27 protein-coding genes are annotated in these 26,203 nt (G+C 65.6%); 24 read left to right on the forward strand and 3 right to left on the reverse strand.

The features are described from left to right. Positions 1–124 precede the first annotated feature (124 nt). Together fliJ and C167_RS0121015 are read left to right on the forward strand one after the other, a co-directional pair. On the forward strand, positions 125–568 hold the full coding sequence (fliJ, locus tag C167_RS0121010) for a flagellar export protein FliJ (RefSeq protein ID WP_017520277.1): 444 nt from the start codon (positions 125–127) through the stop codon (positions 566–568). A gap of 51 nt (positions 569–619) precedes the next feature. After that, positions 620–1,456, forward strand: coding sequence for an aminoglycoside phosphotransferase family protein (locus C167_RS0121015; RefSeq protein ID WP_017520278.1), 837 nt, complete (start codon positions 620–622; stop codon positions 1,454–1,456). 70 nt (positions 1,457–1,526) lie between these two features. On the opposite strand, the gene C167_RS0121020 is transcribed toward C167_RS0121015, so the two are convergent. The 3 genes from C167_RS0121020 to C167_RS0121030 all read right to left on the reverse strand — a co-directional run bounded on the left by C167_RS0121020 (position 1,527) and on the right by C167_RS0121030 (position 3,844). Beyond that, a complete protein-coding gene (locus C167_RS0121020) occupies positions 1,527–2,144 on the reverse strand; it encodes a LysE family translocator (RefSeq protein ID WP_017520279.1) in 618 nt (205 codons plus the stop codon). 48 nt (positions 2,145–2,192) lie between these two features. Beyond that, positions 2,193–2,993 carry a helix-turn-helix transcriptional regulator gene (locus tag C167_RS0121025; protein WP_017520280.1) on the reverse strand — a complete coding sequence of 267 codons (801 nt, stop codon included), beginning with the start codon at positions 2,991–2,993 and terminating at the stop codon, positions 2,193–2,195. Positions 2,994–3,127: 134 nt separating this feature from the next. Continuing rightward, on the reverse strand, positions 3,128–3,844 hold the full coding sequence (locus C167_RS0121030) for a TorF family putative porin (RefSeq protein WP_017520281.1): 717 nt from the start codon (positions 3,842–3,844) through the stop codon (positions 3,128–3,130). 250 nt (positions 3,845–4,094) lie between these two features. On the opposite strand from C167_RS0121030, the gene C167_RS0121035 reads away from it, so the two are divergent. From C167_RS0121035 to C167_RS0121140, 22 genes are all read left to right on the forward strand, one after another. After that, the gene (locus C167_RS0121035) at positions 4,095–4,400 is read left to right on the forward strand and encodes an STAS domain-containing protein (protein ID WP_017520282.1); all 306 of its coding nucleotides are present in this window, start codon (positions 4,095–4,097) and stop codon (positions 4,398–4,400) included. 28 nt (positions 4,401–4,428) lie between these two features. Then, positions 4,429–6,126, forward strand: coding sequence for an ATP-binding SpoIIE family protein phosphatase (locus C167_RS0121040; protein WP_017520283.1), 1,698 nt, complete (start codon positions 4,429–4,431; stop codon positions 6,124–6,126). A gap of 54 nt (positions 6,127–6,180) precedes the next feature. Beyond that, a complete protein-coding gene (locus C167_RS0121045) occupies positions 6,181–6,522 on the forward strand; it encodes an Hpt domain-containing protein (RefSeq protein ID WP_017520284.1) in 342 nt (113 codons plus the stop codon). A gap of 66 nt (positions 6,523–6,588) precedes the next feature. After that, positions 6,589–7,884 (forward strand): flagellar hook-length control protein FliK, encoded by a 1,296-nt coding sequence (locus C167_RS0121050; protein WP_017520285.1) that lies wholly within the window; start codon positions 6,589–6,591, stop codon positions 7,882–7,884. Between the two features lie 215 nt (positions 7,885–8,099). After that, on the forward strand, positions 8,100–8,621 hold the full coding sequence (gene fliL, locus C167_RS0121055; RefSeq protein ID WP_017520286.1) for a flagellar basal body-associated protein FliL: 522 nt from the start codon (positions 8,100–8,102) through the stop codon (positions 8,619–8,621). A 9-nt stretch (positions 8,622–8,630) separates the two neighbouring features. Next, entirely contained in the window at positions 8,631–9,602 is a 972-nt protein-coding gene (gene fliM / locus C167_RS0121060) for a flagellar motor switch protein FliM (RefSeq protein ID WP_017520287.1), read from the forward strand. Positions 9,603–9,624: 22 nt separating this feature from the next. Further along, positions 9,625–10,095 carry a flagellar motor switch protein FliN gene (gene fliN / locus C167_RS0121065; protein ID WP_017520288.1) on the forward strand — a complete coding sequence of 157 codons (471 nt, stop codon included), beginning with the start codon at positions 9,625–9,627 and terminating at the stop codon, positions 10,093–10,095. Between the two features lies 1 nt (position 10,096). Further along, positions 10,097–10,576: a flagellar biosynthetic protein FliO gene (gene fliO / locus C167_RS0121070; RefSeq protein ID WP_017520289.1), complete on the forward strand. Its 480-nt coding sequence runs from the start codon at positions 10,097–10,099 to the stop codon at positions 10,574–10,576. After that, positions 10,573–11,364, forward strand: coding sequence for a flagellar type III secretion system pore protein FliP (fliP, locus tag C167_RS0121075; RefSeq protein WP_017520290.1), 792 nt, complete (start codon positions 10,573–10,575; stop codon positions 11,362–11,364). The genes fliO and fliP overlap by 4 nt, the downstream gene beginning before the upstream one ends. 107 nt (positions 11,365–11,471) lie before the next feature. Continuing rightward, a complete protein-coding gene (gene fliQ, locus C167_RS0121080) occupies positions 11,472–11,741 on the forward strand; it encodes a flagellar biosynthesis protein FliQ (RefSeq protein WP_017520291.1) in 270 nt (89 codons plus the stop codon). Further along, positions 11,741–12,517 carry a flagellar biosynthetic protein FliR gene (gene fliR, locus C167_RS0121085; protein WP_017520292.1) on the forward strand — a complete coding sequence of 259 codons (777 nt, stop codon included), beginning with the start codon at positions 11,741–11,743 and terminating at the stop codon, positions 12,515–12,517. The genes fliQ and fliR overlap by 1 nt, the downstream gene beginning before the upstream one ends. Further along, positions 12,517–13,653: a flagellar biosynthesis protein FlhB gene (flhB, locus tag C167_RS0121090; protein ID WP_017520293.1), complete on the forward strand. Its 1,137-nt coding sequence runs from the start codon at positions 12,517–12,519 to the stop codon at positions 13,651–13,653. The genes fliR and flhB overlap by 1 nt, the downstream gene beginning before the upstream one ends. Positions 13,654–13,758: 105 nt before the next feature. Then, positions 13,759–15,045, forward strand: a complete 1,287-nt coding sequence (locus C167_RS0121095; RefSeq protein WP_017520294.1) for a TPM domain-containing protein — start codon at positions 13,759–13,761, stop codon at positions 15,043–15,045. Between the two features lie 142 nt (positions 15,046–15,187). After that, on the forward strand, positions 15,188–17,311 hold the full coding sequence (gene flhA, locus C167_RS0121100; RefSeq protein WP_017520295.1) for a flagellar biosynthesis protein FlhA: 2,124 nt from the start codon (positions 15,188–15,190) through the stop codon (positions 17,309–17,311). Between the two features lie 15 nt (positions 17,312–17,326). Further along, complete coding sequence (gene flhF / locus C167_RS0121105; protein ID WP_017520296.1) at positions 17,327–18,637, forward strand: flagellar biosynthesis protein FlhF; 1,311 nt, start codon at positions 17,327–17,329, stop codon at positions 18,635–18,637. Between the two features lie 164 nt (positions 18,638–18,801). Further along, complete coding sequence (gene fleN / locus C167_RS0121110) at positions 18,802–19,629, forward strand: flagellar synthesis regulator FleN (RefSeq protein ID WP_017520297.1); 828 nt, start codon at positions 18,802–18,804, stop codon at positions 19,627–19,629. Continuing rightward, on the forward strand, positions 19,626–20,375 hold the full coding sequence (gene fliA, locus C167_RS0121115; RefSeq protein WP_026079185.1) for an RNA polymerase sigma factor FliA: 750 nt from the start codon (positions 19,626–19,628) through the stop codon (positions 20,373–20,375). Before fleN ends, fliA begins: the two co-directional genes overlap by 4 nt. Positions 20,376–20,572: 197 nt before the next feature. Next, positions 20,573–20,947 carry a chemotaxis response regulator CheY gene (locus C167_RS0121120; protein ID WP_085988857.1) on the forward strand — a complete coding sequence of 125 codons (375 nt, stop codon included), beginning with the start codon at positions 20,573–20,575 and terminating at the stop codon, positions 20,945–20,947. Positions 20,948–20,966: 19 nt separating this feature from the next. Next, positions 20,967–21,749: a protein phosphatase CheZ gene (locus tag C167_RS0121125; protein WP_017520299.1), complete on the forward strand. Its 783-nt coding sequence runs from the start codon at positions 20,967–20,969 to the stop codon at positions 21,747–21,749. A gap of 32 nt (positions 21,750–21,781) precedes the next feature. Further along, complete coding sequence (locus C167_RS0121130) at positions 21,782–24,007, forward strand: chemotaxis protein CheA (RefSeq protein WP_017520300.1); 2,226 nt, start codon at positions 21,782–21,784, stop codon at positions 24,005–24,007. 323 nt (positions 24,008–24,330) lie between these two features. Then, positions 24,331–25,449, forward strand: coding sequence for a protein-glutamate methylesterase/protein-glutamine glutaminase (locus C167_RS0121135; protein ID WP_017520301.1), 1,119 nt, complete (start codon positions 24,331–24,333; stop codon positions 25,447–25,449). Next, positions 25,449–26,189 carry a flagellar motor protein gene (locus C167_RS0121140; protein WP_017520302.1) on the forward strand — a complete coding sequence of 247 codons (741 nt, stop codon included), beginning with the start codon at positions 25,449–25,451 and terminating at the stop codon, positions 26,187–26,189. Before C167_RS0121135 ends, C167_RS0121140 begins: the two co-directional genes overlap by 1 nt. Positions 26,190–26,203 lie beyond the last annotated feature (14 nt).

Below are 26,203 nucleotides of genomic sequence, written 5' to 3' on the forward strand. Positions count from 1 at the left end.
GGGGTGGAGCACAGCGATACCCCTGCTGCCCTGGCTACGTCATCACCGGGGTGACCGACGCTCTGGATCGATGGGTATCGCACGCTCCACCCATCCTCCGGAAAGCGCGGCGGGAGATGTGTTCATGAACCGCCGCGCCGAACGCCTCGCCCCGGTGGTGGACATGGCACTCAAGGCCGAGCGCGAAACCGCGCGCCAACTCGGCCAGGTGCAGGGGCAGTTGCAGCAGGCGCAGCGCAAGCTCGCCGAGCTGGAGCGCTACCGCCACGACTACCAGCAGCAGTGGATCCGCAACGGCCAGCAGGGCGTCAGCGGCCAGTGGCTGATCAACTACCAGCGCTTCCTTTCGCAGCTCGAAGGCGCGGTGGAACAGCAGAACCGCGCGGTGGACTGGCACCAGGGCATCGTCGACAAGGCCCGCGTCGCCTGGCAGGAGAAGTACGCCCGCCTGGAAGGCCTGCGCAAGCTGGTCGAGCGCTACCGCGAGGAGGCACGCCTGGCTGCCGACAAGTACGAGCAGAAGCAGCTCGACGAATTCGCCCAGCGCCTGAAACCCTCGCCCGATTGACAGCCGATGGCCGTGGTAGGCTCCGGTGCGAACCCTGACCGGAAACCCTCCATGTCACTGCCTCCTCCGCGCACCGCCGATTTCCAGTATCTGCTGAGCCTCTGGAAACTGGTCCCGGAAGGCGAGCCCATCGTCACCCCCAGCAGTCACCTGCTGCCGGTCCGCTGGCAGGGCCGGGCGGCGATGATCAAGGTCGCCCTCGATGTGGACGAGCAGGGCGGTGCGCACGTCATGCGCTGGTGGGACGGCGAGGGTGCAGCCCGGGTGTTCGCCCACGAAGGCGATGCGGTCCTGCTGGAACGTGCCGAGGGCAGGCGCTCGCTGCTGCACATGGCGCTGCATGGCGAAGACGACCAGGCCAGCCGTATCGCCTGTGACGTAGTGCGGCACCTGCATCGACCACGCGGCAAGCCATTGCCGGAGCTGATCGACCTGCGCCAGTGGTTCTGCGACCTCGCCCCGGCTGCCCGGCGCTATGGCGGCCTGTTCCCGCGTTGCCTGGAAACCGCCGAAGCGCTGCTGGCCAGTGAGCAGGATCGCAGCGTGCTGCATGGCGACGTACACCACGACAACATCCTCGACTTCGGCCCGCGCGGCTGGCTGGCCATCGACCCCAAGCGCCTGCATGGCGAACGGCTATTCGACTACGCCAACCTGTTGTGCAATCCGGACCTGCCGACCTCCCGCGAGCGCACGCGCTTTCTCCGCCAGCTGGACGTGATAGTCGAGCACGCCGGCGTCGACCGGCGTCGTTTGCTGGAGTGGGTCCTGGCCTTCGCGGGTCTCTCCGCGGCCTGGTTCCTCGATGACGGCATGGCCGCCGACAGCGACCTGAGCGTGGCGCACCTGGCCGCCGCCGAGCTGGACCGCATGGCACGCTGCGCCTGAATCCTGGCCTGCTGCCACGTATCGATGGCTGAGCCTGGCGGCTCGTGCGGCTGATCGGCTGGCCGCGTGGTCAGGACTGCAGCGTTTCGACAGCCAGCCTTAGCGCCATCGCGACGAAAGCCAGGGTGAAAGTCCAGCGGATCAACGTCATCACCGCCGGGCGTCCGATCACATGCTGGCGCACCCAGGAAGCCAGCAGTCCGTAGCCGATGAACACGGTGAAGGTCATCAGGGCGAACACCAGGCCCAACACCAGAAACAGGGCGCGGGTATCCTCGCTGCCGGTCGGCACGAACTGCGGCAGGAAGGCCAGGAAGAACAGCCCGAGCTTGGGGTTGAGCAGGTTCAGCCACAGACCGGTGCCCAGCACCTGCGTGGTGCTGCGTGGGCTGCCGGCCGAATCCAGCGCCAGCGCGCCACTGCCGCGAAATACCTGCCAGGCGATGAGCAGCAGATAGGCCGTGCCCATCAGCCGGATGACCTGCAAGCTGGCCGCGCTGGCCTGCAGGATCAGCGACAGGCCGAAGGTGGCGACCAGCAGTTGCGGGACCATGCCCAGCGTGCAGCCCAGCGCCGCGACCATGGCTGCGCGGGCGCCGAGGCCGAGGCCGACGGCCAGGGTGTAGAGCACACCGGTGCCGGGTAGCAGAACGACGACGAATGCCGTGAGCAGGAATTCTGCGCTCATTCCCTTGGGTTCCTGTATGGAGTCAGTGGCGCCGCAAGGCTGGTGCGTTCAGGGTGCTGGCGGTTGCCGGAGTGAAGAGCGCCATTGGCCCGGCGTCAGTCCGAGCTGGCGGGCAAAGGCACGGGTCATGTGCGACTGGTCGGCGAAGCCGGCGAGCAGTGCGGCGTCGGCCAGTGTGCGGCCCTCGCCGATGGCCTTGTACGCTTGCCGTACGCGGTACTGCAGTAGGTAGGCGTGGGGAGTGGTGCCCAGTTCGCGTCGGAAGCGCCGCAGCGCCGCGTAAGGCGTCAGCCCGGCGATGCCGGCCAGCTCGGCCAGTGTGGGGGCGTTGCGCGGGGCGTCGTGGATCCGTTCGAGCATACGCGCCACGCTGCGGGACGGCAGGGATGCCACGCTTGTGTCGAGGCGCTGGTCGAGCAGTTCGCCGAACAGGTCGAGCACGCCTTCGCTGGCTTGATCTGCACAAACCTGCGGCAGGTGTTGCAGCACGCTGGCAATGCGCCGGGCGAGTTGCGGGTCGGCGAGGGCGGGTTGGGTGAACTCGCGACGGGCCATTTCCGCACCGGCCAGTTCCGCCAGCAGCACCGGTTCGACGTAGAGCATCCGCCAGCGCCGCGGCGCGCCGCGCAGGGCAATGCCGTCGTGCAGTTCATTGGGGCTCACGGTGATGATGTCGCAGGGATTCGCCTCGACCTGGCCGCGGCCGCTCCACGAGCGGTGCCCGCCCTCGAGCATCACGCCGAGGCCGTACTCGTCGTGGGCGTGGCGCGGGAAGCTGCGCTGCGTGAGTATCTCGACGATACGCAGGCCGGGCAGGGCGGCGGCGGAGCAGTTCACTCGGTGCAGCATCGCTGGGTCACCAGGGTTGTGGGGCGCCTTCAGGCGATGGGGTCGTGCCTGAAGTGGGAGGAGTGACTGCAACCTTAGCCCGCCGTGCAGCGGCGCTCTTGAATGAAATTGACTTTCTGCGGCAGCGAGGCCGCTCAGAAGAACGACCGCGAGGCCTTGAACATGAACGCCGAATCGCAATAGGCGTTGTGTCCGGAGTAGGCACTGCAGTCGCCGCCGGTGAGGCTGCTGCCGCTGTAGGAGAAGTTCAGGTCGATGCCTTTCCACGGGCGGCTGAAGTTCAACGACCAGTCGCCGAATTCGCTGACAGTGCCGCCGCTGCCCAGGCTCACCGGCGAGGCGAGGCTATAGGCGGAATACTTGAAGGTCACGTCGAAGCCCAGGTCTTGCTGCACACCGAGGTCGGTGAACAGGGTGGCGGTGCTGCGCCCGGCCTGAGCACTGTAGGCTGCGCCAAGGCGGCTGCCGAATACCGAGAGGCCGCCGTACAGGGCCTGGCTGTCATAGTCGGGCTGCTCCGGGCGGCTGTAGCGCAGGGTGCCCACTTCGTAGCCCAGCTTGCCGTCGCCCAGCGGATGCTTGTAGCCGGCATAGCTGTCGATCTCCAGCGGCTTTTCCTGGTCCAGGTTCGACGTCCAGCTGCCGACGTACCAGCCACTGTCGTGGGTGATGTCGAGGCCGCCCTGGGCGCTGTTGGCCTGGCCCGGCTGGACCAGCCCCTGGGCCATGCTGCGCGTGGGCGAGTTGGCGAATTTGAGCTCGAAGTCGCCCAGCTCGCGTTGCATCACCTGGGCGTGTGCGTACGACGCCGCGCAGAACACGCAGGCCGCGATGAGTATGGACTTGGACATGCTCCCCCCGTCTTTGCCTGGTGCGACCCTTCCAAGGCCTCTGGTGAGCCTTCGCTCTGCGTCGCACGGGTAAAAGGGTAAAGGCATTCGCCGTGGCTGTGTCGACCGGCGGTCCATTAATCGAGCTGGCGGGTGCCGTTCGACCGGTCTGGCGGGGCGCTTTCCAATCGTTCGCCGAGGTTGCCCCTGTCATCGCTAACTGCTACATCTTCAAGCTCGTGCGCGACCATCGATCGATAAGGAGAATCCCATGGCCATCACTTCCGTACCCTCCGCTGACGGGCAGGAGCTCACCATTGTGGTCCAGGGGCGTTTCGATTTCGGCGCACACCAGGAATTCCGCAACGCCTACGAGCGCGTCGAGACGACGCCCAAGCGCTACGTGGTGGACCTCAAGGGCGCCACCTACCTCGATAGCTCTGCGCTGGGCATGCTCCTGCTGTTGCGCGACCACGCCGGCGGGGAGAGCGCGCAGATCCGACTGGCGCACTGCAACCCGGACGTGCGCAAGGTGCTGTCCATCTCCAACTTCGAGCAGTTGTTCAAGATCAGCTGACGCGGCGCGGTCTGCAGTGGCAACGGCCATGTCCGAACCTCTCACCGTCCTGATCGCCGACGACAACGCCGCCGATCGCCTGCTGCTGTCGACCATCGTCAGCCGCCAGGGCCATCGCGTGATCACCGCTGCCAACGGCCTGGAAGCCCTGGCGCTGTTCGCACAGGAGCGGCCGCAACTGGTGCTGATGGATGCCCTGATGCCGGTGATGGACGGCTTCGAGGCGGCGCGGCGGATTCGCCGTCAGGCCGGCGAAGAGTTGGTGCCGATCATCTTCCTCACGTCGCTGAGCGAGCCCGAGGCTCTGGTGCAGAGCCTGGAGGCGGGCGGCGACGATTTCCTCTCCAAGCCCTACAACCGCGTCATCCTCGAAGCCAAGATCCGCGCCATGGGGCGCCTGCATCACCTGCAGCGGATGGTGCTGGAGCAGCGCGACCTGATCGCCCGGCACAACGAGCACCTGCTCAACGAGCAACGGGTGGCCAAGGCAGTGTTCGACAAGGTGGCGCACTCGGGTTGCCTGAATGCGGCGAACATCCGCTACCTGCAATCGCCCTTCGCGCTGTTCAACGGCGACCTGCTGCTGGCCGCCTTCAAGCCCTCGGGCGGCATACATGTGCTGCTTGGCGACTTCACCGGCCACGGCTTGCCGGCGGCCATCGGCGCCATGCCGCTGGCGGAGGTTTTCTACGGCATGACCGCCAAGGGCTACCCCATGGCGGACATCCTTCGCGAGATGAACGCCAAGCTCAAGCGCATCCTGCCGGTGGGCGTTTTCTGCTGCGCCGCGATGCTCAACCTGAGCTTCCAGCGCGGTCTGGTGGAGGTGTGGAACGGCGGCCTGCCCAACGGCTACCTCCACCGCCACGGTGGCGGTGAACTGCAGCCGCTGGTGTCGCGCCATCTGCCGTTGGGCATCCTCGATGCTGCCGCCTTCAGCGACCACTTCGAGGTTTACGCAATGGAGGAGGGCGACCGCGTGTTCCTCTTCTCCGATGGTGTGCTGGAGGCGCGCAATGCGTCCGGCGAGGCCTTCGGGGAGGATCGCCTGCGCCTGGTACTCAGCGAGGGCCATGTGCCGTCGCGCCTGTTCGACGACATCCAGGCGGCGGTTGGGCGCTTTCGCGGCGAGGCCCAGGACGATGTCAGCATGCTGGAAATCGCGCTGGTCCCCGAGGACTCGCTGCAGCGTCCGCCGCTGGCGTTCTCCGACAACGGCCTGAGCAGCCCGCTGGACTGGTCCGCCAGCTTCGAATTCCGTGCGCCGACCCTGCGCAACTTCAATCCGCTGCCCTTCCTGCTGCAGTTGCTGATGGAGGTGCACGACCTGCGCCCGCGCGGCGGGGCGCTCTACACCGTGCTCGCCGAACTCTACTCCAATGCGCTGGAGCACGGCGTGATGGGCCTGGACTCGACGCTCAAGTGCGACGCCGCCGGTTTCGCCCGCTATTATCAGGAGCGCAGCAAGCGCCTGGTCACGCTGCGCGACGGCTTCGTGCGCTTCCACGTCGACCTTGCTCCCCACGGCGACGGCGGGCGTTTGCTGGTGCGGGTCGAGGACAGTGGCGACGGGTTCGACGTGGGCGCGGTGCTGGCTTCGCAGCAGGCCGCCGGCAGCCTTTGCGGGCGGGGCCTGACACTGGTCCGGCAGTTGGCCGACCGCTGCCAGTGGTCGGGCGATGGCAAGTCGGTGTCCGTGGAGTTCTTCTGGTCGGCTCAGGCATAATCGGTCCCTTCTTGTCCCCCCAAGGGTGGCGAGCCGTCCTTCAGGGAGTGCCCCATGTCCGAGCCGCATCTCGATGGCGCCGTGCTGAGCAATTTGCTGTCGATCATGGAAGACGAATACCCGCTGCTGGTCGAGACCTTCCTCAGCGACTCCGAGGAGCGCCTGCGCAGCATCCGCGAGGCCTTCGCCGCCAGCGACGCACCGACCCTGCGCCATGCCGCGCACAGCTTCAAGGGCAGCTGTGGCAACATGGGCGCAGCGGTGCTGAGCAGCCTGTGCAAGCGTCTGGAGGAGGCCGCACGGCACAATGATCTGGACAGCGCCCAAGGTTTGATCGCCAAGGTCGAACATGAATTCAGCATCGTCCGCACCCTGCTGTTGCCCGGTCGCCCCTGACCTTTTCCGAGTTGGCCCGCGCCTTGCTATCTCCGTGTTGGATATTCACATCAACGGAGAACTCCGATGGCTGTCGCCCCGGATATTTTATTGACGCCCACGCCTGACTCCAGGCCCAAGGCGGCGCTCTCCAAGCCTGCGCAGAATTCGCCAAACTCCAGCAACGACAAGGGCTCCAGCTTCGCCGACGTCTATGCGCAGGAGCAGCGTCCGGCGGCCAGCGAGCGCCCGGACAAAGCGCCCAAGGCCAAGACCGAAAAGCCCAGGGACGGCGCCGACAAGGACTCCAAGGTCAGCGACGCCAAGGACGCCGCTGCCGCCGACAAGCCAGCGGTTGCCGAAGACGGCAAGGCCTTGCCGGCCGATGACGTCAGCCAGGCGGAGGCGGGCAAGGTGGCCGGGGGCGATGAGAAGCCCGAGGCGACCCTCGACCCGTTGCTGATGCTGGGCATGACCGGCCAACTGCCCGTCACCGAGGCGCCGCCGCTGGTGGTCAGCAGTGGTATTGGCCAGCAGACCGCGGCCAGCACCGACGGCGATCTGGAGAAGCTCAACGTGCTGCCGGGTGTCATCGCCGGGGCCCAGGACCAGGCGCAGCAGACGCAGGCCGTCGCTGACCTGGCGGCCACGGCCAAGACCAGCGATGCGCCGGTTGACGGCAAGGCCAAGCCGGACCTTTCCGCCGCCCTGGCCGCGCTGGACCCGGATGCCACCGCCAGGAACGCCGCAGGCAAGCTGACGGAAGGCGCCCTGCAGGCCAGTGTCGACCTGAGCCAGCAACTGCCGGAGTTGCAGGTGGAGGCCAAGCCGGAAGCGCCGCGCAACGACACCTTCGCCGCGCGCCTGGATTCGCTGACCCAGGCGCTGAACACGCCGCAGGCCATGACCAACCGCCCGGTGAATCCGCTGGTGCCGGGGCAGCCGGTGTCGGTGCAGCAGAACGGCTGGACCGACCAGGTGGTGGACCGGGTGATGTGGATGTCTTCGCAGAACCTCAAGTCCGCCGAGATCCAGATGGACCCGGCTGACCTCGGTCGCCTGGAGGTGCGCATCCACATGAGCGCCGACCAGACCCAGGTGAACTTCATCAGCGCCAACGCTGGGGTGCGCGAAGCGCTGGACAGCCAGCAGCATCGCCTGCGCGAGATGTTCAGCCAGCAGGGCATGGGCCAGCTGGACGTCAACGTGTCCGACCAGTCTGCCCGTGGCTGGCAGCAACAGCAGCAGGGGGATGAGCGTGGCAGCTCGCGGCGCGTGGCCGGCGCTGACAGCGGTGATGACGAGCCGATGATCAGCGGCATGTCGGAGATCCGCCCGGCATCGACGGCGCAGGGCAGGGGATTGGTGGATTATTACGCGTGATGGGGTGGGCGCGTTCCGGGGGGGCGCGGTGCTGCCTCAAAGCGCCCTCTCCCTGACCCTGGCTGCGCCAAGGAAAATTCTTACGCTCCCCGTGACATCCTCCGTCTAGCCTGTAATATCCGCGGCGGCGCCAGTCGTACAATTCCGAACTGGCACAGCCCTTGCTGCTACCCCGGTATCAGCGTATCGCGCCGCAAATGTGACGGATTATTGGCATGGCCAAGAAAGAACAGACGCCTTCTCTCCCTGATGGCCAGTCGCCCGGCAAGGGCAAGCTGAAGCTCATCATCATCATCGCGCTGGCCTTCCTGCTGGCGGTGGGCGCGTCGGTGGGCGGCACCTGGTTCTTCCTGCACAAGAGCGCCAAGCCCGAAGCGGCTGAGGCCAAGGCCGCGGAACACGCCGAGCCGACGAAGAAGCAGGCGGTGTACGAGATTCTCGCACCGTCCTTCGTGGTCAACTTCAATCAGAACGGCCGTCAGCGCTATCTTCAGGTGGCCGTCGCCCTCATGGGCCGCGACCAGGCGCAGATGGATGCCCTGCGCGAGCAGATGCCGCTGGTGCGCAACCAGTTGGTGATGCTGTTCTCGAGCCAGAATTTCGACAACCTGGTGACGCCGGTCGGCAAGGAGATGCTGCGCCAGCAGGCGACCAGCAGCCTTCAGGAACTGGCGAAGAAAGCCACCGGTCAGTTGACCGTGGAGCAAGTGCTTTTCACCAATTTCGTATTGCAGTAGGTATCCGCCATGGCCATGCAGGATCTACTTTCCCAGGACGAGATCGACGCGCTGTTGCACGGCGTCGACGACGGCCTGGTGGAAACCGAGTCCGACGTCGAGCCGGGGGCGATCAAGTCCTACGACCTGACCAGTCAGGACCGCATCGTCCGGGGCCGCATGCCGACCCTGGAGATGATCAACGAGCGGTTCGCCCGCTACACCCGCATCAGCATGTTCAACCTGCTGCGTCGCTCGGCGGATGTCGCCGTGGGCGGCGTGCAGGTGATGAAGTTCGGCGAATACGTGCACTCGCTGTACGTGCCCACCAGCCTCAACCTGGTGAAGATGAAGCCGCTGCGCGGAACCGCGCTGTTCATCCTTGACGCCAAGCTGGTGTTCAAGCTGGTGGACAATTTCTTCGGCGGGGACGGCCGCCACGCCAAGATCGAAGGCCGCGAATTCACCCCCACGGAATTGCGGGTGGTGCGCATGGTCATCGAGCAGGCCTTCGTCGACCTCGCCGAGGCCTGGCACGCGGTGATGCCGATTGCCTTCGAGTATGTGAACTCCGAGGTGAACCCGGCGATGGCCAACATCGTCAGCCCCAGCGAAGTGGTGGTGGTCTCCACCTTCCATATCGAGCTGGACGGCGGCGGCGGCGACCTGCACATCACCCTGCCTTACGCGATGATCGAGCCGATCCGCGAGATGCTCGACGCCGGCTTCCAGTCCGACGTGGACGACCAGGACGAGCGCTGGATCAACGCCCTGCGCGAGGACATCCTCGACGTCAACGTGCCGGTGGGCGCCACCGTCGTGCGTCGCCAGCTCAAGCTGCGGGACATCCTGCACATGCAGCCGGGCGACGTGATCCCGGTGGAGCTGCCCGAGCACATGATCATGCGCGCCAACGGCGTGCCTTCCTTCAAGGTCAAGCTGGGTTCGCACAAGGGCAACCTGGCCTTGCAGATTCTCGATCCGCTCGTGCGTCCGCGCTGAGCGAATCCCCAGAGGACCCACCATGTCAGACGAAGAAAACGTAACTCCCGAAGAACAGGCGCTGGCCGACGAGTGGGCCGCGGCACTGTCCGAATCCGGTGACGCCAACCAGGACGACATCGACGCGCTGATGGCCCAGGGCGGCGCCACGCCGGTGGTCCCGGCCGCACCGCGTGCGCCGATGGAAGAGTTTGGCATGGCGCCCAAGGCGCCGACCATCGCCGGCCTCGAAGGCCCGAACCTGGACGTGATCCTGGATATCCCGGTGACCATTTCCATGGAGGTGGGCCACACCGACATCAGCATCCGCAACCTGCTGCAGCTCAACCAGGGCTCGGTGATCGAGCTCGACCGCCTGGCCGGCGAGCCGCTGGACGTGCTGGTCAACGGCACCCTGATTGCCCACGGCGAAGTGGTGGTGGTGAACGAGAAGTTCGGCATCCGCCTCACCGACGTGATCAGCCCCAGCGAACGCATCAAGAAGCTGCGCTGACATGGCCGGCCTGCTCGCGAAACTTTCCGTCCTGCCGCTGGCAGGGCTGTCCCTCCTGGCTGTGGCCGAAGAGGCCGCCAAGGCGCCGGCATCCAACCCGGCCATCGTCCATGCCAGCTCCACGCCGAGCCTGATCACCGGCAGCGCCGGCGCGCAACTCATGCAGTTGCTGCTGGGCCTGGTGCTGGTGGTTGGCCTGATCTTTCTGCTGGCCTGGCTGGTGCGCCGCGTGCAACAGGTCAGCCCGCGCAGCAACCAGGCGATCCGCCTGATTTCCAGCCAGGCGCTGGGTCCGCGCGATCGGCTGGTGCTGGTGCAGGTCGGCGAGGAACAGGTGCTGCTCGGGCTGACCCCCGGCCGTATCACGCCGCTGCACGTCATGCGCCAGCCGGTGCATGCCGCCGAGTCGGAAGCGGCGCAGCCGGAATTCGCCCAGCGCCTGCTGGAATTGCTGAACAAGGACAAGGGCCGCCCACAGTGACCCGTTCGCCGAACCTCTCCGCTCTGATCGGTGCGCTCAAGGCCGTCGCGCCGCTGCTCCTGGCCCTGCTGGCGCTGTTGGCGCCGCAGGCCTTCGCCGCCGATCCGACGCAACTGACGGCGATCACCGTGACCACCAACCCGCAGGGGCAGCAGGAGTACTCGGTCAGCCTGCAGATCCTGCTGATCATGACCGCGCTGAGCTTCATCCCGGCGTTCGTCATGCTGATGACCAGCTTCACGCGAATCATCATCGTCTTCTCCATCCTGCGCCAGGCGCTGGGCCTGCAGAGCACGCCGTCGAACCAGATCCTGGTGGGCCTGGCGCTGTTCCTGACGATGTTCGTGATGGCGCCGGTCTTCGACAAGATCAACAGCACCGCGCTGCAGCCCTACCTGAACGAGCAGATTCCCGCCCAGGAGGCGATCAGCCGCGCCGAGGGGCCGATCAAGGCCTTCATGCTGGCGCAGACCCGGCAGTCGGACCTGGAGCTGTTCGTGCGCCTGTCCAAGCGCACCGACATCCAGAACGCCGACGCCACGCCCCTGACCATCCTGGTGCCGGCGTTCGTCACCTCGGAGTTGAAGACCGCGTTCCAGATCGGTTTCATGATCTTCATTCCGTTCCTGATCATCGACCTGGTGGTGTCCAGCGTACTGATGGCGATGGGCATGATGATGCTCTCGCCGCTGATCATTTCATTGCCGTTCAAGATCATGCTGTTCGTCCTGGTGGACGGCTGGGCGTTGATCATCGGCACCCTCGCCGGCAGTTTCGGGACGGTCTAGCGATGGTTCATATTTCCTGTAGGAGCGAGCTTGCCCGCGAAGCTCTTGAGCAGCCGCGGTTCGCGAGCAAGCTCGCTCCTACCCGAGCCTGAAAGAACGGAGTCACCATGACCCCCGAAGTCGCCGTCGACCTGTTTCGCGAAGCGCTCTGGCTGACCGCCATGATCGTCGCCATCCTGATCGTCCCCAGCCTGCTGGTGGGGCTGTTGGTGGCGATGTTCCAGGCCGCCACGCAGATCAACGAGCAGACCCTGAGCTTCCTGCCGCGCCTGATCGTGGTGCTGCTCACCCTCATCGTGCTGGGCCCCTGGCTGATCCGCCAGCTGATGGAGTACACCCAGACGCTGATTACCAGCATCCCCACGCTGATCGGCTGATGCTCGAGCTCAGCAACGCGCAGATCGGCAGTTGGATCGGGTCCTTCCTGTTCCCGCTGTTCCGCATCGCCAGCCTGCTGATGGTGATGCCGATCTTCGGCACCCAGCTGGTGCCCACCCGCGTGCGTCTCTACCTGTCCCTGGCGATTGCCGTGGTGCTGGTGCCCAGCCTGCCACCGATGCCGCAGGTGGATGCGCTGAGCATGCAGGCCATGCTCCTGATCGGCGAGCAGATCCTCATCGGCGCCATGCTCGGCTTCGCCCTGCAGCTGATGTTCCACGCCTACGTCATCGCCGGGCAGATCATCTCCATGCAGATGGGCCTGGGCTTCGCCTCGATGATCGATCCCACCAACGGCATTTCCGTTCCGGTGCTGGGTCAGTTCTTCACCATGCTGGTGACCCTGCTGTTCCTCTCCATGAACGGCCACCTGGTGGTATTCGAAGTGCTCGCCGAGAGCTTCGTGACCCTGCCGGTGGGCGAGGGCCTGTCGGGTAACCACCTGATCACCGTCGCCGGCAAGCTCGGCTGGGTGATCGGCGCCGGGTTGATCCTGGCGCTGCCGGCGGTCACCGCGTTGCTGGTGGTCAACCTCGCCTTTGGTGCCATGACCCGCGCCGCGCCGCAGCTGAACATCTTCTCCATCGGCTTTCCGCTGACCCTGATCATGGGCTTCATCATCGTCTGGATCGGCAGCGCCGACGTTCTCTCCCAGTACCAGTCGCTTGCCAGCGATGGGTTGCAACTGCTTCGCGAACTCGTGGGGGCCCGCTGATGGCCGAGAACGACAGCAGCGAAGACAAGACAGAGGAACCCACAGAGAAACGGCGCCGGGAGGCGCGCGAGAAAGGGCAGCTGCCGCGATCCAAGGAGCTGAACACCCTGGCCGTGCTCGTGGGCGGCGCCGGGGCGCTGCTGATGTACGGTGCCAACCTGGCCGACGCGCTGATGCGCCTGATGCGCGGCAGCTTCGAGCTGGACCGCGCCACGGTGATGAACAGCGAGAGCATGCTCAACCTGCTGGTGGCGGCGGCGAAGATCGCCGGCGACGGCGTCTGGCCGATTCTTGCCGTGCTGCTGGCGGCGGCGCTGATCGGCCCGGTATCGCTGGGCGGCTGGCTGTTCTCGGCCGAGGCGCTGGCACCCAAGTTCAGCCGGATGAACCCGCTGGAAGGGCTCAAGCGCATGTTCTCGATACGCTCGGTGGTGGAGCTGTCCAAGGCGCTGGTGAAGTTCGCGGTGGTGCTGGCGGTGGCGATCCTGGTACTCAAGTCCGACCAGGACGACCTGCTCGCCATGGCCCACGAACCCAGGGAACAGGCGCTGATCCACTGCGCCAGGGTGGTGGGGTGGAGCGCGTTCTGGCTGGCCTGCAGCCTGATGCTCATCGCCGCCTTCGACGTGCCCTACCAGCTCTGGGACAACCGCCAGAAGCTGATGATGACCAAGCAGGAGGTCAAGGACGAGTACAAGGACTCCGAAGGCAAGCCGGAGGTCAAGGCCAAGGTCCGCCAGATGCAGCGCGAGATGGCCAACCGGCGGATGATGCAGGCCGTGCCCCAGGCCGACGTGGTGATCACCAACCCGACCCACTTCGCCGTGGCCCTGCAGTATGACCCGGCCGCCACCGGCGCGCCCAAGCTGCTGGCCAAGGGCAACGATTTCATGGCGCTGAAGATTCGCGAGATCGCCCAGGAGCACAAGGTCACGGTGCTCGAGTCGCCGGCGCTGGCGCGAGCGGTGTACTACTCCACCGAACTCGATCACGAGATTCCCGCCGGCCTCTACCTCGCTGTGGCCCAGGTGCTGGCCTACGTCTACCAGCTGAAGCAATACCGCGCCGGCAAGGGCAAGCGCCCGGGGCCGATGCCGGATCTGCCAATTCCGCCGGATTTACGCCGCGACGAGTGATTCCGGACCGCGTCTGCTATATCTCGCCCTTCCGAGCGCAGTAGCATGGGCGGTTCATGGCCGGGCAGCATGCTCCGGCTGCAAGGGTCGCGAAGGGACACTTCGATGCTTCATGGATTCTCCGCCGGCTGGCGCTCGACGTTCTGGTTTGTGCTCTGCCTGTTCTGCTCCCAGCACGCCTGGGCGGCGGGTGCCGAAGGCGAAGTCCTGCTGCCGTTGGGCGAACGCGTGGTCGATGTCACCGGTACTCTCGACGCCTCCGCCAAGACGCACCTGATCGGCAAGCTCAAGGCCCTGGAAGACCGGCGCGGCGCACAGATTGCCGTGGTGATGCTGCCCACGGTCGGCAAGATGGGCATCGAGGCCTTCGCCAACAAACTGTTCAACGTGTGGCAGCTCGGCCGCAAGGGCATCGACGATGGCGTGCTGATGGTCGTGGCCAAGGACGACCATCTGATGCGCATCGAGGTCGGCTATGGCCTGGAAGGCGCGATCCCCGACGTGCTGGCCGGGCGCATCATCCGCGAGCGCATGGCGCCGGCTTTCCGTGAAGGCGATTACGCGGGTGGTATCGACGCGGCAGTGAATGCGCTGATCGGGCTGATCGACGGCGATACGCTGCCTGAGCCAGCGTCCGAGCCGTTGCACATTCCGCTGGAAGCCTGGCTGCTGCTGGCGTCCTTCGTCGTGGGCGGCGTGGGCGGCGCGCTGCTGGCGGCGCGCCGTATCGGCTGGCGTGGCGCGCTGGTGATCTGTGCGGCAGTCGTTGCGCTAGTGACAGTGGTGGCGGGCGGCAATGACTGGCTGGCGACCGTGGCAACGACGCCGATCTGTCTGCTGGTCGGCGGTGCCACCTTCGGCGCGCTATGGACGGTGCGGGCGGCGTTCTACACCGTGCTCGGGCTGATCGCCTACTGCATCCTGCTCGGCTTCCTGACGCCGCGTTTTGGCGGCGTCCTGTGGGTCTACGCACTCGCCGCTCCCATCATGGCGATGTTCGTATTGGGCCTCTGGTGGCTGCTGATCTCGATGATGCGCGATGCATGGCGCGGCGGGAGCAAGCTCCGTAAGGGCCGGAAGGGGCGCAAGGCGGCCAAGGGAGCGAACGGCCGCAAGGCCTTTTACTGGCGCCTGGCAGTCTTCATCGGCCTGTACCCGTTGCTCGGCCTGGCTATCGGTGCGCCGGCCGCTCCGCTGAACTGGCTGCTGCTGTTGCCCTTCATGTGCCTGCCAGGGCTGCTGGTATTCGGCGCAGGGCAGGGCGGTGCGGGAGGAGGGTCAGGCTCCGGTGGCAGTTCGTCCAGCGGATCGTCGGGCGGTAGCTCGGGCGGTGGCGGATTCTCCGGTGGCGGCGGCTCCAGCGGCGGGGGCGGCGCATCCGGAGGCTGGTGAGAAGTCCCGCTCTGTTTCAGGCATTTCAAGGCTTTCAGAAAAGTTGGAACGCTTCCTGCAAAACCCTGTGCGGATGCCCGGTTGGGCGTCAAAAGTTTGATCTGGTGGCCGTCAGGGCCGCCAACGCGCAGGGGAAATTCGGGTGGATCGCACGCAACTGATCGGCACTGTTCGCAGCAATCTGGTAGGGCTCAGCCGGGGCAACCTCGGCGTGCCCCTGCTGTTGCTCGCCATGCTGGCGATGATGACCCTGCCCATCCCGCCGTTCCTGCTGGATGTGCTGTTCACCTTCAACATCGCCCTGTCCATCGTGGTCCTGCTGGTCAGCGTGTACGCCCTGCGCCCGCTGGATTTCGCCGTGTTCCCGACCATCCTGCTGGTCGCCACCCTGCTGCGCCTGGCGTTGAACGTCGCGTCCACCCGCGTCGTGCTGCTCCACGGCCACGACGGCCATGCGGCCGCGGGCAAGGTGATCCAGGCATTCGGTGAAGTGGTGATCGGCGGCAACTACGTCGTCGGTATCGTGGTCTTCGCGATCCTCATGATCATCAACTTCGTGGTGGTCACCAAGGGCGCCGGGCGTATCTCCGAGGTAAGCGCGCGTTTTACCCTCGACGCCATGCCCGGCAAGCAGATGGCCATCGACGCCGACCTCAACGCCGGCCTGATCGAGCAGGCGGAAGCCAAGAAGCGTCGCGCGGAAGTCGCCCAGGAAGCCGACTTCTACGGCTCCATGGACGGTGCCAGCAAGTTCGTCCGCGGTGACGCCGTCGCCGGCCTGCTGATCCTCTTCATCAACCTCATCGGTGGCGTGGCCATCGGTATGATCCAGCACGCGATGAGCTTCGGCGATGCCGGCAAGGTGTACGCCCTGCTGACCATCGGTGACGGTCTGGTGGCGCAGTTGCCCTCGTTGTTGCTGTCCACCGCTGCCGCGATCATGGTGACTCGCGTTTCCAGCGCCGAGGACATGGGTCAGCAGGTCAACCGCCAGATGTTCGCCTCGCCCAAGGCGCTGGCGATCTCTGCCGCCATCCTGATCGCCATGGGCCTGGTTCCGGGCATGCCGCACGTGTCCTTCGTCGGCCTGGGCGGCCTGGCCGCCGCCGGCGCGTACCTGATCTGGCATCGCCAGCGCCAGGCCAGCCAGAAGGCCGAGCAGGAAGCCCAGACCCAGCAGGAACTGCTGCCGGCGCAGCGCGCCGAGCAGACCAAGGAGCTGGGCTGGGACGACGTGACCCCGGTGGACATGGTCGGCCTGGAAGTGGGTTACCGGCTGATTCCGCTGGTGGACCGCAACCAGGGCGGCCAGTTGCTGGCGCGGATCAAGGGCGTGCGCAAGAAGCTCTCCCAGGACCTGGGCTTCCTCATGCCGTCGGTACACATCCGCGACAACCTCGACCTGCTACCCAACGCCTATCGTTTGACGCTCATGGGCGTCAGCGTGGCGGAAGCGGAGATCTACCCGGACCGCGACCTGGCAATCAACCCCGGCCAGGTGTTCGGCACCCTCAACGGCATCGCCGGCAAGGATCCGGCCTTCGGCCTGGAGGCCGTGTGGATCGAGGCCTCGCAGCGCGACCAGGCGCAGTCCCTGGGCTACACCGTGGTCGACGCCAGCACCGTGGTTGCCACCCACCTGAACCAGGTGCTGCACAAGCATGCCCACGAGTTGCTCGGCCACGAGGAAGTCCAGCAACTGATGCAACTGCTGGCCAAGACCTCGCCCAAGCTCGCCGAGGAACTGGTGCCGGGGATGATTTCCCTGTCGACCCTGCTCAAGGTGCTGCAGGCGCTGCTGCAGGAACAGGTGCCGGTGCGCGACATCCGTACCATCGCCGAGGCCATCGCCAACGTGGCGGTGAAGAGTCAAGATCCCGCCGCGATGGTGGCGGCGGTTCGTGTCGCGCTGTCCCGCGCCATCGTGCAAACCATTGTGGGACTAGAGCCGGAGCTGCCTGTGATCACTCTGGAGCCCAGGTTGGAACAGATATTGCTGAATAGTCTTCAAAAGGCCGGACAGGGCTCCGAAGACGGCATGTTGCTGGAGCCCGGAATGGCCGAGAAGCTGCAACGCTCGATGGTTGAAGCGGCGCAGCGCCAGGAGATGCTTGGCAAGCCTGCGATTCTGCTGGTGGCGGGTCCGGTCCGCGCGATGATGTCCCGATTCGCCCGGATGGCAGTCCCCACCATGCATGTGTTGGCGTACCAGGAAATCCCCGACAACAAACAAGTCACGATTGTCGCCACTGTTGGGCAGAACTGATTGAGGTCCAAGGCCATGCAGGTAAAACGCTTCTTCGCCGCCGATATGCGTCAGGCCATGAAACTGGTCCGCGACGAACTGGGCCCGGACGCCTCGATCATCGGCAATCGCCGTGTCGCCGGCGGCGTGGAGCTGACCGCGGCGCTGGATTACCAGGCCCCGGTGGCGGCCAGCAAGCCGAACCCGGCGCTGGAGGCCGAGCTGCGCAAGACCCAGGCGAAGATCGCCCAGGCGAAGGCGGACCTGTCGGCCCCCGCCCGTGCCGGCGATGGCGTGCGCAAGGACCGTCAAATGTACGGCACCGAGAAGCCGCGTCGCAGCGCTGCCGAAACCCTGGCCGAAGCCATGGACGCACCGGTCGCCCCGGCGCCGGCCGCTGCCGGTCAGCAGGCGCTGGAGGCCATGCGCTTCGAGCTCAATGGTCTGCGTGAACTGATCGAAGTCCAGTTGGGCTCCATCGCCTGGAACCAGCTGCAGAACCAGCGTCCGAAACAGGCCAACCTGTGGCGCCGCCTTCAGCGCATGGGGCTGCCGGCCGACCTGTCGCGCAGCCTGCTGGAGCGCGTGGCTTCCATTGCCGATCCGAAGCAGGCCTGGCGCATGCTGCTGGCGCACCTGGCGCGCTCGATCAATACCCCGGAAACCGACCTGCTGGAGCAGGGCGGGGTAATCGCCCTGGTCGGCCCGGCCGGCATGGGCAAAACCACGACCCTGGCCAAGCTGGCCGCGCGCTACGTATTGAAATACGGCGCGCAGAGCATCGCCCTGGTGTCGATGGACAGTTTCCGCATCGGCGCCCAGGAGCAGATCAAGACCCTGGGCCGCATCCTCAACGTGCCGGTGACCCTGGTCGATCCGGGCCAGTCGCTGATCCAGGCCATGGCCCCGCTGGCGCGCAAGCGCCTGGTGCTGATCGATACCGCGGGCCTGCCCGCCAACGATCCGGCGCTGCGCATGCAACTCGAAGCGCTGTCGTCGCTGAGCCTGAACGTGAAGAACTACCTCGTGCTGGCCGCGACCAGCCAGAGCCAGGTGCTCAAATCCGCCTGGCAGAACTATCGTTCCTGTGGGCTGGCCGGGTGCATCCTGACCAAGCTGGACGAAGCGGGAAGCCTCGGCGAAGCTCTGGCTCTGGCTATCAGCCAGCATCTACCGGTAGCCTATCTGGCTGACGGGCCGAAGATTCCCGACGACCTGCATGTGGCGCGCGCGCACCAGTTGGTCAGCCGCGCGGTGAGCCTGCAGTCGCCTGAAGAACCCAGCGAAGACGCCATGGCCGACATGTTCGCCGGCCTTTACCAGCAGCCGGTGCGTCGCGCCAGCTGAAGATTGTGAGCCCCGGGTGGGGCGTGGGACGGCCGGTTGAGCCGTCCAAGCGATGCGGATGCTCTGCAAGACGATCCGCGAGCACCGGCAGCAGTGGAGCACCGCCGCCGGATTAGCCGAAGCGTCAGAAACGCGACGGTCGAACGACGAGACAAGGTATTGATATGGGTATGCATCCCGTTCAGGTAATCGCAGTCACCGGCGGCAAGGGTGGCGTGGGCAAGACCAACGTGTCGGTGAACCTGTCGCTGGCGCTGGCCGATCTCGGCCGCCGCGTCATGCTGCTGGACGCCGACCTGGGCCTGGCCAACGTCGACGTGCTGCTGGGCCTGTCGCCCAAGCGCACGCTGGCCGACGTCATCGAAGGCGAGTGCGACCTGCGCGACGTGATCCTCCAGGGACCCGGCGGCATCCGCATCGTCCCGGCGGCCTCGGGCACCCAGAGCATGGTGCATCTCACGCCGATGCAGCACGCCGGCCTGATCCAGGCTTTCAGCGACATCAGCGACAACATCGACGTGCTGGTAGTGGACACCGCCGCCGGCATCGGCGACTCGGTGGTGAGTTTCGTCCGTGCAGCGCAGGAAGTGCTGCTGGTCGTTTGCGATGAACCCACGTCGATTACCGATGCCTACGCTTTGATCAAGCTGCTCAACCGTGACTACGGCATGACCCGCTTCCGCGTACTGGCGAACATGGCCCACAGCCCCCAGGAGGGCCGCAACCTGTTCGCCAAGCTGACCAAGGTGACCGACCGTTTCCTGGACGTGGCGCTGCAGTACGTCGGCGCCATTCCCTACGACGAGTCGGTGCGCAAGGCGGTGCAGAAGCAGCGTTCGGTGTATGAGGCGTTCCCGCGCAGCAAGGCTTCCCTGGCCTTTCGTGCGGTGGCGCAGAAGGTCGACAGCTGGCCGCTGCCGGCCAACCCACGAGGGCACCTGGAGTTCTTCGTCGAGCGCCTGGTGCAACATCCCACGGGTTCGGCCGTATGACCGCGGCCTCCGGAGCGCGTATGTATAGCAAGGCACAGGCGCACAACTCCCAGGAACTGCTGATCCAGAAGCACGCGCCTCTGGTCAAGCGCATCGCCTACCACCTGCTCGGCCGTCTGCCGGCCAGCGTGCAGGTGGAGGACCTGATGCAAGCCGGCATGATCGGCCTGCTGGAGGCCGCGAAGAAATACGATTCAGGCAAGGGTGCAAGCTTCGAGACCTACGCCGGCATCCGCATCCGCGGCGCCATGCTCGACGAGGTGCGCAAGGGCGACTGGGCTCCGCGTTCGGTGCACCGCAACACCCGCATGGTCAGTGACGCCATCCGCGCCGTCGAGGCGAGAACCGGACGCGACGCTAAAGATCAGGAGGTTGCTGCCGAACTCAATATGAGCCTCGAAGATTATTACGGCATCCTCAGCGACACCCAGGGCAGCCGTTTGTACAGCTTCGACGACATGTTGCAGGACGGTGACCAGGGCAGTGGCTTTGCCGAGGACGCCTCGCACCACGACAACGAACCGTCCCACGGGCTGGAAGACGAACGCTTCCAGGCGGCGCTGGCCGATGCCATCACCAAGCTGCCCGAGCGCGAGCGACTGGTGCTGGCCCTCTATTACGACGAGGAACTCAACCTCAAGGAGATCGGCGAGGTGCTGGGCGTCAGCGAATCGCGGGTCAGCCAGTTGCACAGCCAGTGCGCCGCGCGCCTGCGTTCGCGTCTGGCGGAGTGGCGCGCTCGCTGAGCATCGGGTAGTTTCGCGCCTGCTTGTTCCTAGCGAAAAGGCTGAAGGGATTTTCCCTAGGCAAGTTAAAGGCTTACGAATTTCTGGGTGACGTTCCTTTGACGCCCCCACAGCAAAGAGCGCTCGGCGCTCAATGAATTGACGGCACGCCCGCCAGGGCGCGTTTGGTATCGATGGAGGCAGGTTTGGACAAGAATATGAAAATTCTCATCGTGGACGACTTTTCCACGATGAGGCGCATCATCAAGAACCTCCTGCGGGACCTGGGGTTCACCAACACCGCAGAGGCCGACGACGGCACCACTGCGCTGCCGATGCTGCACAGCGGCAACTTCGACTTCCTCGTGACCGACTGGAACATGCCCGGCATGACCGGCATTGACCTGCTGCGTGCGGTCCGCGCCGACGAGCGCCTCAAGCACCTGCCGGTGCTGATGGTCACCGCCGAAGCCAAGCGCGACCAGATCATCGAAGCGGCCCAGGCCGGGGTCAACGGCTATGTGGTCAAGCCTTTCACCGCTCAGGTGCTGAAAGAAAAGATCGAGAAGATTTTCGAGCGGGTCGGCAGCTAAGGCCGGCATAGAGGGCGTCATGGATTTCAACGAATCCGCGGGTGACTTCGAGTCGACCCTGAAAAAACACGCGCGCGAATTGGTCGAATGCCTCGAGCAGGGCGACGTTCAGACCGCCGTGCAACTGATCTCCGAACTCAACCAGGCGCGTGATCGCGGGCTCTACCAGGAAGTGGGCAAGCTCACCCGCGAGCTGCACAACGCCATCGTCAACTTCCAGATCGACCCCAGTTCCCCGCGCGCCCAGGAAGTCTCGCAGATCGCCGATGCGACCGATCGCCTGTCCTACGTGGTGACGATGACCGAGAAAGCGGCCAACCGCACCATGGACCTGGTGGAAGAGTGCACCCCGGTGGTCATGCACATCGAGACCCAGGCCAAGGAGTTGCAGGAAGACTGGTCGCGCTTCATGCGCCGCGAATTGGGCCCGGACGCCTTCCGCGACCTGGCCAAGCGCGTCGAGCAGTTCCTCTACATCAGCGCCCAGGACAGCCGCAAACTCTCCGCGCACCTGAACGACATCCTGCTCGCGCAGGACTTCCAGGACCTCACCGGACAGGTGATCAAGCGCGTCACCAAGCTGGTGACCGAAGTCGAGTCGAACCTCGTGAAGCTGGTCTGGATGGCGGGCCAGGTGGATCGCTACGCCGGCATCGAGCATGACCACGAGAGCATGCGCGACGCGGTGGAAAAAGAAAGATCATCCAAGGGTGAAGGTCCGCAGATTGCTGCCGATACAAGAAAGGACGTCGTGTCCGGTCAGGACGATGTCGACGATCTGTTGTCCAGCCTTGGTTTTTAAGCGTCCGCTGACGCTGTAGAGGGAGCATCCGAATGAGCTTCGACGCCGATGACGAAATCCTCCAGGACTTCCTGGTGGAGGCCGGCGAGATTCTCGAGCTACTGTCCGAGCAACTGGTCGAGCTGGAAAGCCGTCCGGAAGACATGGACCTGCTCAATGCCATCTTCCGTGGGTTCCACACCGTCAAGGGTGGGGCGGGCTTCCTCCAGCTGAATGCGCTGGTGGAGTGCTGCCACATCGCCGAGAACGTGTTCGACATGCTGCGCAAGGGCGAACGGCGCGTGGATGCCGAGCTGATGGACGTGATGCTGCAGGCGCTGGATACCGTCAACGTCATGTTCCAGCAGGTGCGTGATGCCGAGGAGCCCACGCCGGCCACTCCCGAGCTGCTCGCCGCGCTGTCGCGCCTGGCCGACCCGAACGCCGCCCCGGCCGAAGCGTCGGCTCCAGCGCCGGTGGTTGCCGAACCGGTGGTGGAACAGGCTCCCGTTGCCGATGCCGCCTATGGCGACATCACCGATGCCGAGTTCGAGCAACTGATGGACGCTCTGGAACCCACCGCCGATGCGGCTGCTGCGCCGGTCGGCGCTGGTGGTGACGACATCACCGACGACGAATTCGAAGCGCTGCTCGACCAGTTGCACGGCAAGGGCCAGTTCAGCGCTGGGGCCAAGGAGCCCGCCAAGGCGGCTCCGGCAGCCGAGGCTCCGGCCGCCGCTGGGGGCGACGAAATCAGCGACGACGAGTTCGAAGCGTTGCTTGATCAACTGCATGGCAAGGGCCAGTTCACCGGTGCGAAGGAAGAAGCGCCTGCCGCTCCCACCGAGCCGGTTGCCCAGAACAATGCCGAGCAATCGCCGGCTGCCGGCGGTGACGACAACATCACCGACGATGAATTCGAGAAGCTGCTCGACGAACTGCACGGCAAGGGCCAGTTCACCGGCGCGAAGGAAGAGCCCGTCGTTCCTGCCAAACCGGCCGCTGCGGCGCCCGCGCCCAAACTCGCTGCTGCCGCGCCGGCCCCGGCTGCTGCGGCCAAGCCTGCCGCTGCCAAGCCCGCTGCTGCGGCTGCGGAGAAGCCATCCAACGAAGCGGAAACCACCGTGCGCGTGGACACCGCCCGTCTGGACGAGATCATGAACATGGTCGGCGAACTGGTGCTGGTGCGTAACCGCCTGGTGCGCCTGGGCCTGAACAGCGGCGACGAGGCGATGGCCAAGGCCGTCTCCAACCTCGATGTGGTCACCGCCGACCTGCAGTCGTCGGTGATGAAGACCCGCATGCAGCCGATCAAGAAGGTCTTCGGCCGCTTCCCGCGGCAGGTCCGCGACCTGGCGCGCAACCTGAAGAAAGAGATCAACCTCGAGCTGATCGGCGAAGAGACCGACCTGGACAAGAACCTGGTCGAGGCCCTGGCCGACCCGCTGGTGCACCTGGTGCGCAACGCGGTGGACCATGGCATCGAAGGCCCGGACGAGCGCGAGGCCGCCGGCAAGTCGCGTTCGGGCAAGGTGGTACTGTCCGCCGAGCAGGAAGGCGATCATATCCTGCTGTCGATCTCCGACGACGGCAAAGGCATGGACCCGGACGTGCTGCGCGCCAAGGCCGTGGAGAAGGGCCTGCTGGACAAGGACGCGGCCGATCGCCTGTCCGAGTCCGACTGCTACAACCTGATCTTCGCCCCGGGCTTCTCTACCAAGACCGAGATTTCCGACGTCTCCGGCCGCGGTGTCGGCATGGACGTGGTGAAGACCAAGATTTCCCAGCTCAACGGGATCATCAACATCTACTCGACCAAGGGCCAGGGCTCGAAGATCGTCATCAAGGTCCCGCTGACCCTGGCGATCATGCCGACCCTGATGGTGATGCTGGGCAACCAGGCCTTCGCCTTCCCGCTGGTCAACGTCAACGAGATCTTCCACCTCGACCTGTCGAACACCAACGTGGTCGACGGCCAGGAAGTGGTGATCGTCCGCGACAAGGCCCTGCCGTTGTTCTACCTCAAGCGCTGGCTGGTGCCGGGCGCGCAACATGACGAGCCGGGCGAGGGCCATGTGGTGATCCTCTCCGTGGGCACCCAGCGCATCGGCTTCGTGGTCGATCAACTGGTGGGCCAGGAAGAGGTGGTGATCAAGCCGCTGGGCAAGATGCTGCAGGGCACGCCGGGCATGGCCGGGGCGACCATCACCGGGGACGGGCGCATCGCGCTGATCCTCGACGTGCCGAGCATGCTCAAGCGCTACGCCCGTCGAATCTGACAATAGGGTCAGTTGACGATTCGCCACGGCCGCGACGGAGCCACATTTTGCGCAGGCCAAGGCACGAGGAGATAGGTTTGGTTATTCCAAATGAGCCAGTAACGCAGCGCGGCGCAAAATGCGGCCCCGTCCCTTCGGGTTGCGCGGCAAATCACGCCATGCGTCGTTGCGGAACTCGACAAGGGAATGCCATTGCCGTCGTTCCGCGTCTAGCCTGGCGTGATTTGGCGCAGCAACGCGGCTCGCGCCGAATCGTCAACTGACCCTATGGGCGTGCCGCTTGGCGTGCCCGTGTGATGGAAGCAGTTTTTTCAGGAGTGTCTATGGCTGTCAAAGTCCTGGTGGTGGACGATTCGGGGTTCTTCCGCCGCCGTGTCTCGGAGATTCTTTCGGCTGACCCGCAGATCCAGGTGGTCGGCACGGCGACCAACGGCCGCGAGGCGATTGATCAGGCGCTGGCGCTCAAGCCGGACGTGATCACCATGGACTACGAAATGCCGCTGATGGACGGCATCACCGCCGTGCGGACCATCATGCAGCGCTGCCCGACGCCGGTCCTGATGTTCTCCTCGCTGACTCACGAAGGCGCGCGGGTGACCCTGGATGCGCTGGATGCCGGCGCGGTGGATTACCTGCCGAAGAATTTCGAGGACATCTCGCGCAACCCGGACAAGGTCCGCCAGCTGCTGTGCGAGAAGGTCCACACCATCGCCAGGAGCAACCGCCGCTTCGCCGCGTACTCTTCATACTCGTCGAGCCCGGCCGCATCGGCTTCGACTCCCGCTGCCGGCAGCGCGCGCCCGGCCGCTCCCGTTTCCTCGGGCGGCAGCCATGCGCCGGCCGCTCCGGCTCCGGCGACCTCTGCCGCCCCAAAGCGTAAGCCCTACCGGCTGGTAGCCATCGGCACTTCGACCGGTGGGCCGGTGGCGCTGCAGCGGGTCCTGACCCAGCTGCCTGCCAACTTCCCGGCGCCCCTGGTGCTGATCCAGCACATGCCGGCGGCCTTTACCAAGGCCTTCGCCGAGCGCCTGGACAAGCTGTGCAAGATCACCGTCAAGGAAGCCGAGGACGGCGACATCCTGCGTCCCGGCGTGGCCCTGCTGGCTCCAGGCGGCAAGCAGATGATGGTCGACGCGCGTGGCGCCGTGCGTATCCTGCCCGGCGATGAGCGGCTGAACTACAAGCCCTGCGTCGACGTGACCTTCGGTTCCGCGTCCAAGGCCTATGGCGACAAGGTCCTGGCGGTGGTGCTCACCGGCATGGGCGCCGATGGCCGCGAAGGCGCGCGGATGCTCAAGCAGGGCGGCGCCCAGGTCTGGGCCCAGGATGAAGCCAGCTGCGTGATCTACGGCATGCCCATGGCGATCGCCAAGGCAGGCCTGGCCGACGCGGTTTACAGCCTCGACGACATCGGCCGGCACCTGACCGAGGCCTGCGGCTGATGGATGTCCTCAGCCTGGTCGGCCTGATTCTCGCGCTGGTCGCCATCATCGGTGGCAACTTTCTCGAGGGCGGGCACGTCGGTGCCCTGGCCAATGGCCCGGCGGCACTGATCGTGGTCGGCGGCACCCTCGCCGCCGCGCTGCTACAGACCCCCGTGGCGGTGCTCAAACGCGCCGTGACCATGCTGCGCTGGATGATCCTGCCGCCCAAGGTGGACCTGGTCGGCGGCATCAACCACGTCGTCGGCTGGAGCATGACGGCGCGCAAGGAAGGCCTGCTGGGCCTGGAAACCGTCGCCGATGCCGAGCGCGACCCATACGCACGCAAGGGGCTGCAACTGCTGGTGGACGGTACCGAACCCGAAGCCATCCGCAGCATCCTCGAAGTCGACCTGTACAACCAGGAAAGCCGCGACCTGGCCGCCGCCAAGGTGTTCGAGGCCATGGGCGGCTATTCGCCGACGATCGGCATCATCGGTGCGGTCATGGGCCTGATTCATGTGATGGGCAACCTCGCCGACCCCAGCCAGCTCGGCAACGGCATTGCCGTGGCCTTCGTCGCCACCATCTACGGCGTCGGCCTGGCCAACCTCCTGCTGCTGCCCATCGGCAACAAGCTCAAAAGTATCGTGCTGCGCCAGTCCTGCTACCGCGAAATGCTCATGGAGGGCCTACTGTCCATCGCTGAGGGTGAGAATCCGCGCTCCATCGAGCTGAAGCTGCAAGGCTTCGTCGGCTGAGGGGGAGGGATGCG

It is taken from the genome of Pseudomonas nitroreducens TX1, assembly GCF_000313755.1.
GTDB classification, from domain to species: domain Bacteria; phylum Pseudomonadota; class Gammaproteobacteria; order Pseudomonadales; family Pseudomonadaceae; genus Pseudomonas; species Pseudomonas nitroreducens_A.

Coding starts and splice junctions, on each gene's coding strand:
- fliQ (WP_017520291.1), top strand. CDS start 11,472: ATGACCCCCGAAGTCGCCGTCGACCTGTTTCGCGAAGCGCTCTGGCTG.
- C167_RS0121020 (WP_017520279.1), bottom strand. CDS start 2,144: ATGAGCGCAGAATTCCTGCTCACGGCATTCGTCGTCGTTCTGCTACCC.
- C167_RS0121130 (WP_017520300.1), top strand. CDS start 21,782: ATGAGCTTCGACGCCGATGACGAAATCCTCCAGGACTTCCTGGTGGAG.
- fliO (WP_017520289.1), top strand. CDS start 10,097: ATGGCCGGCCTGCTCGCGAAACTTTCCGTCCTGCCGCTGGCAGGGCTG.
- fliJ (WP_017520277.1), top strand. CDS start 125: ATGAACCGCCGCGCCGAACGCCTCGCCCCGGTGGTGGACATGGCACTC.
- flhB (WP_017520293.1), top strand. CDS start 12,517: ATGGCCGAGAACGACAGCAGCGAAGACAAGACAGAGGAACCCACAGAG.
- C167_RS0121025 (WP_017520280.1), bottom strand. CDS start 2,993: ATGCTGCACCGAGTGAACTGCTCCGCCGCCGCCCTGCCCGGCCTGCGT.
- fliR (WP_017520292.1), top strand. CDS start 11,741: ATGCTCGAGCTCAGCAACGCGCAGATCGGCAGTTGGATCGGGTCCTTC.
- fleN (WP_017520297.1), top strand. CDS start 18,802: ATGGGTATGCATCCCGTTCAGGTAATCGCAGTCACCGGCGGCAAGGGT.
- C167_RS0121095 (WP_017520294.1), top strand. CDS start 13,759: ATGCTTCATGGATTCTCCGCCGGCTGGCGCTCGACGTTCTGGTTTGTG.
- C167_RS0121120 (WP_085988857.1), top strand. CDS start 20,573: ATGAAAATTCTCATCGTGGACGACTTTTCCACGATGAGGCGCATCATC.
- fliM (WP_017520287.1), top strand. CDS start 8,631: ATGGCCATGCAGGATCTACTTTCCCAGGACGAGATCGACGCGCTGTTG.
- C167_RS0121030 (WP_017520281.1), bottom strand. CDS start 3,844: ATGTCCAAGTCCATACTCATCGCGGCCTGCGTGTTCTGCGCGGCGTCG.
- C167_RS0121015 (WP_017520278.1), top strand. CDS start 620: ATGTCACTGCCTCCTCCGCGCACCGCCGATTTCCAGTATCTGCTGAGC.
- C167_RS0121125 (WP_017520299.1), top strand. CDS start 20,967: ATGGATTTCAACGAATCCGCGGGTGACTTCGAGTCGACCCTGAAAAAA.
- fliL (WP_017520286.1), top strand. CDS start 8,100: ATGGCCAAGAAAGAACAGACGCCTTCTCTCCCTGATGGCCAGTCGCCC.
- fliA (WP_026079185.1), top strand. CDS start 19,626: ATGACCGCGGCCTCCGGAGCGCGTATGTATAGCAAGGCACAGGCGCAC.
- C167_RS0121050 (WP_017520285.1), top strand. CDS start 6,589: ATGGCTGTCGCCCCGGATATTTTATTGACGCCCACGCCTGACTCCAGG.
- C167_RS0121045 (WP_017520284.1), top strand. CDS start 6,181: ATGTCCGAGCCGCATCTCGATGGCGCCGTGCTGAGCAATTTGCTGTCG.
- C167_RS0121040 (WP_017520283.1), top strand. CDS start 4,429: ATGTCCGAACCTCTCACCGTCCTGATCGCCGACGACAACGCCGCCGAT.
- flhF (WP_017520296.1), top strand. CDS start 17,327: ATGCAGGTAAAACGCTTCTTCGCCGCCGATATGCGTCAGGCCATGAAA.
- C167_RS0121035 (WP_017520282.1), top strand. CDS start 4,095: ATGGCCATCACTTCCGTACCCTCCGCTGACGGGCAGGAGCTCACCATT.
- C167_RS0121140 (WP_017520302.1), top strand. CDS start 25,449: ATGGATGTCCTCAGCCTGGTCGGCCTGATTCTCGCGCTGGTCGCCATC.
- C167_RS0121135 (WP_017520301.1), top strand. CDS start 24,331: ATGGCTGTCAAAGTCCTGGTGGTGGACGATTCGGGGTTCTTCCGCCGC.
- fliN (WP_017520288.1), top strand. CDS start 9,625: ATGTCAGACGAAGAAAACGTAACTCCCGAAGAACAGGCGCTGGCCGAC.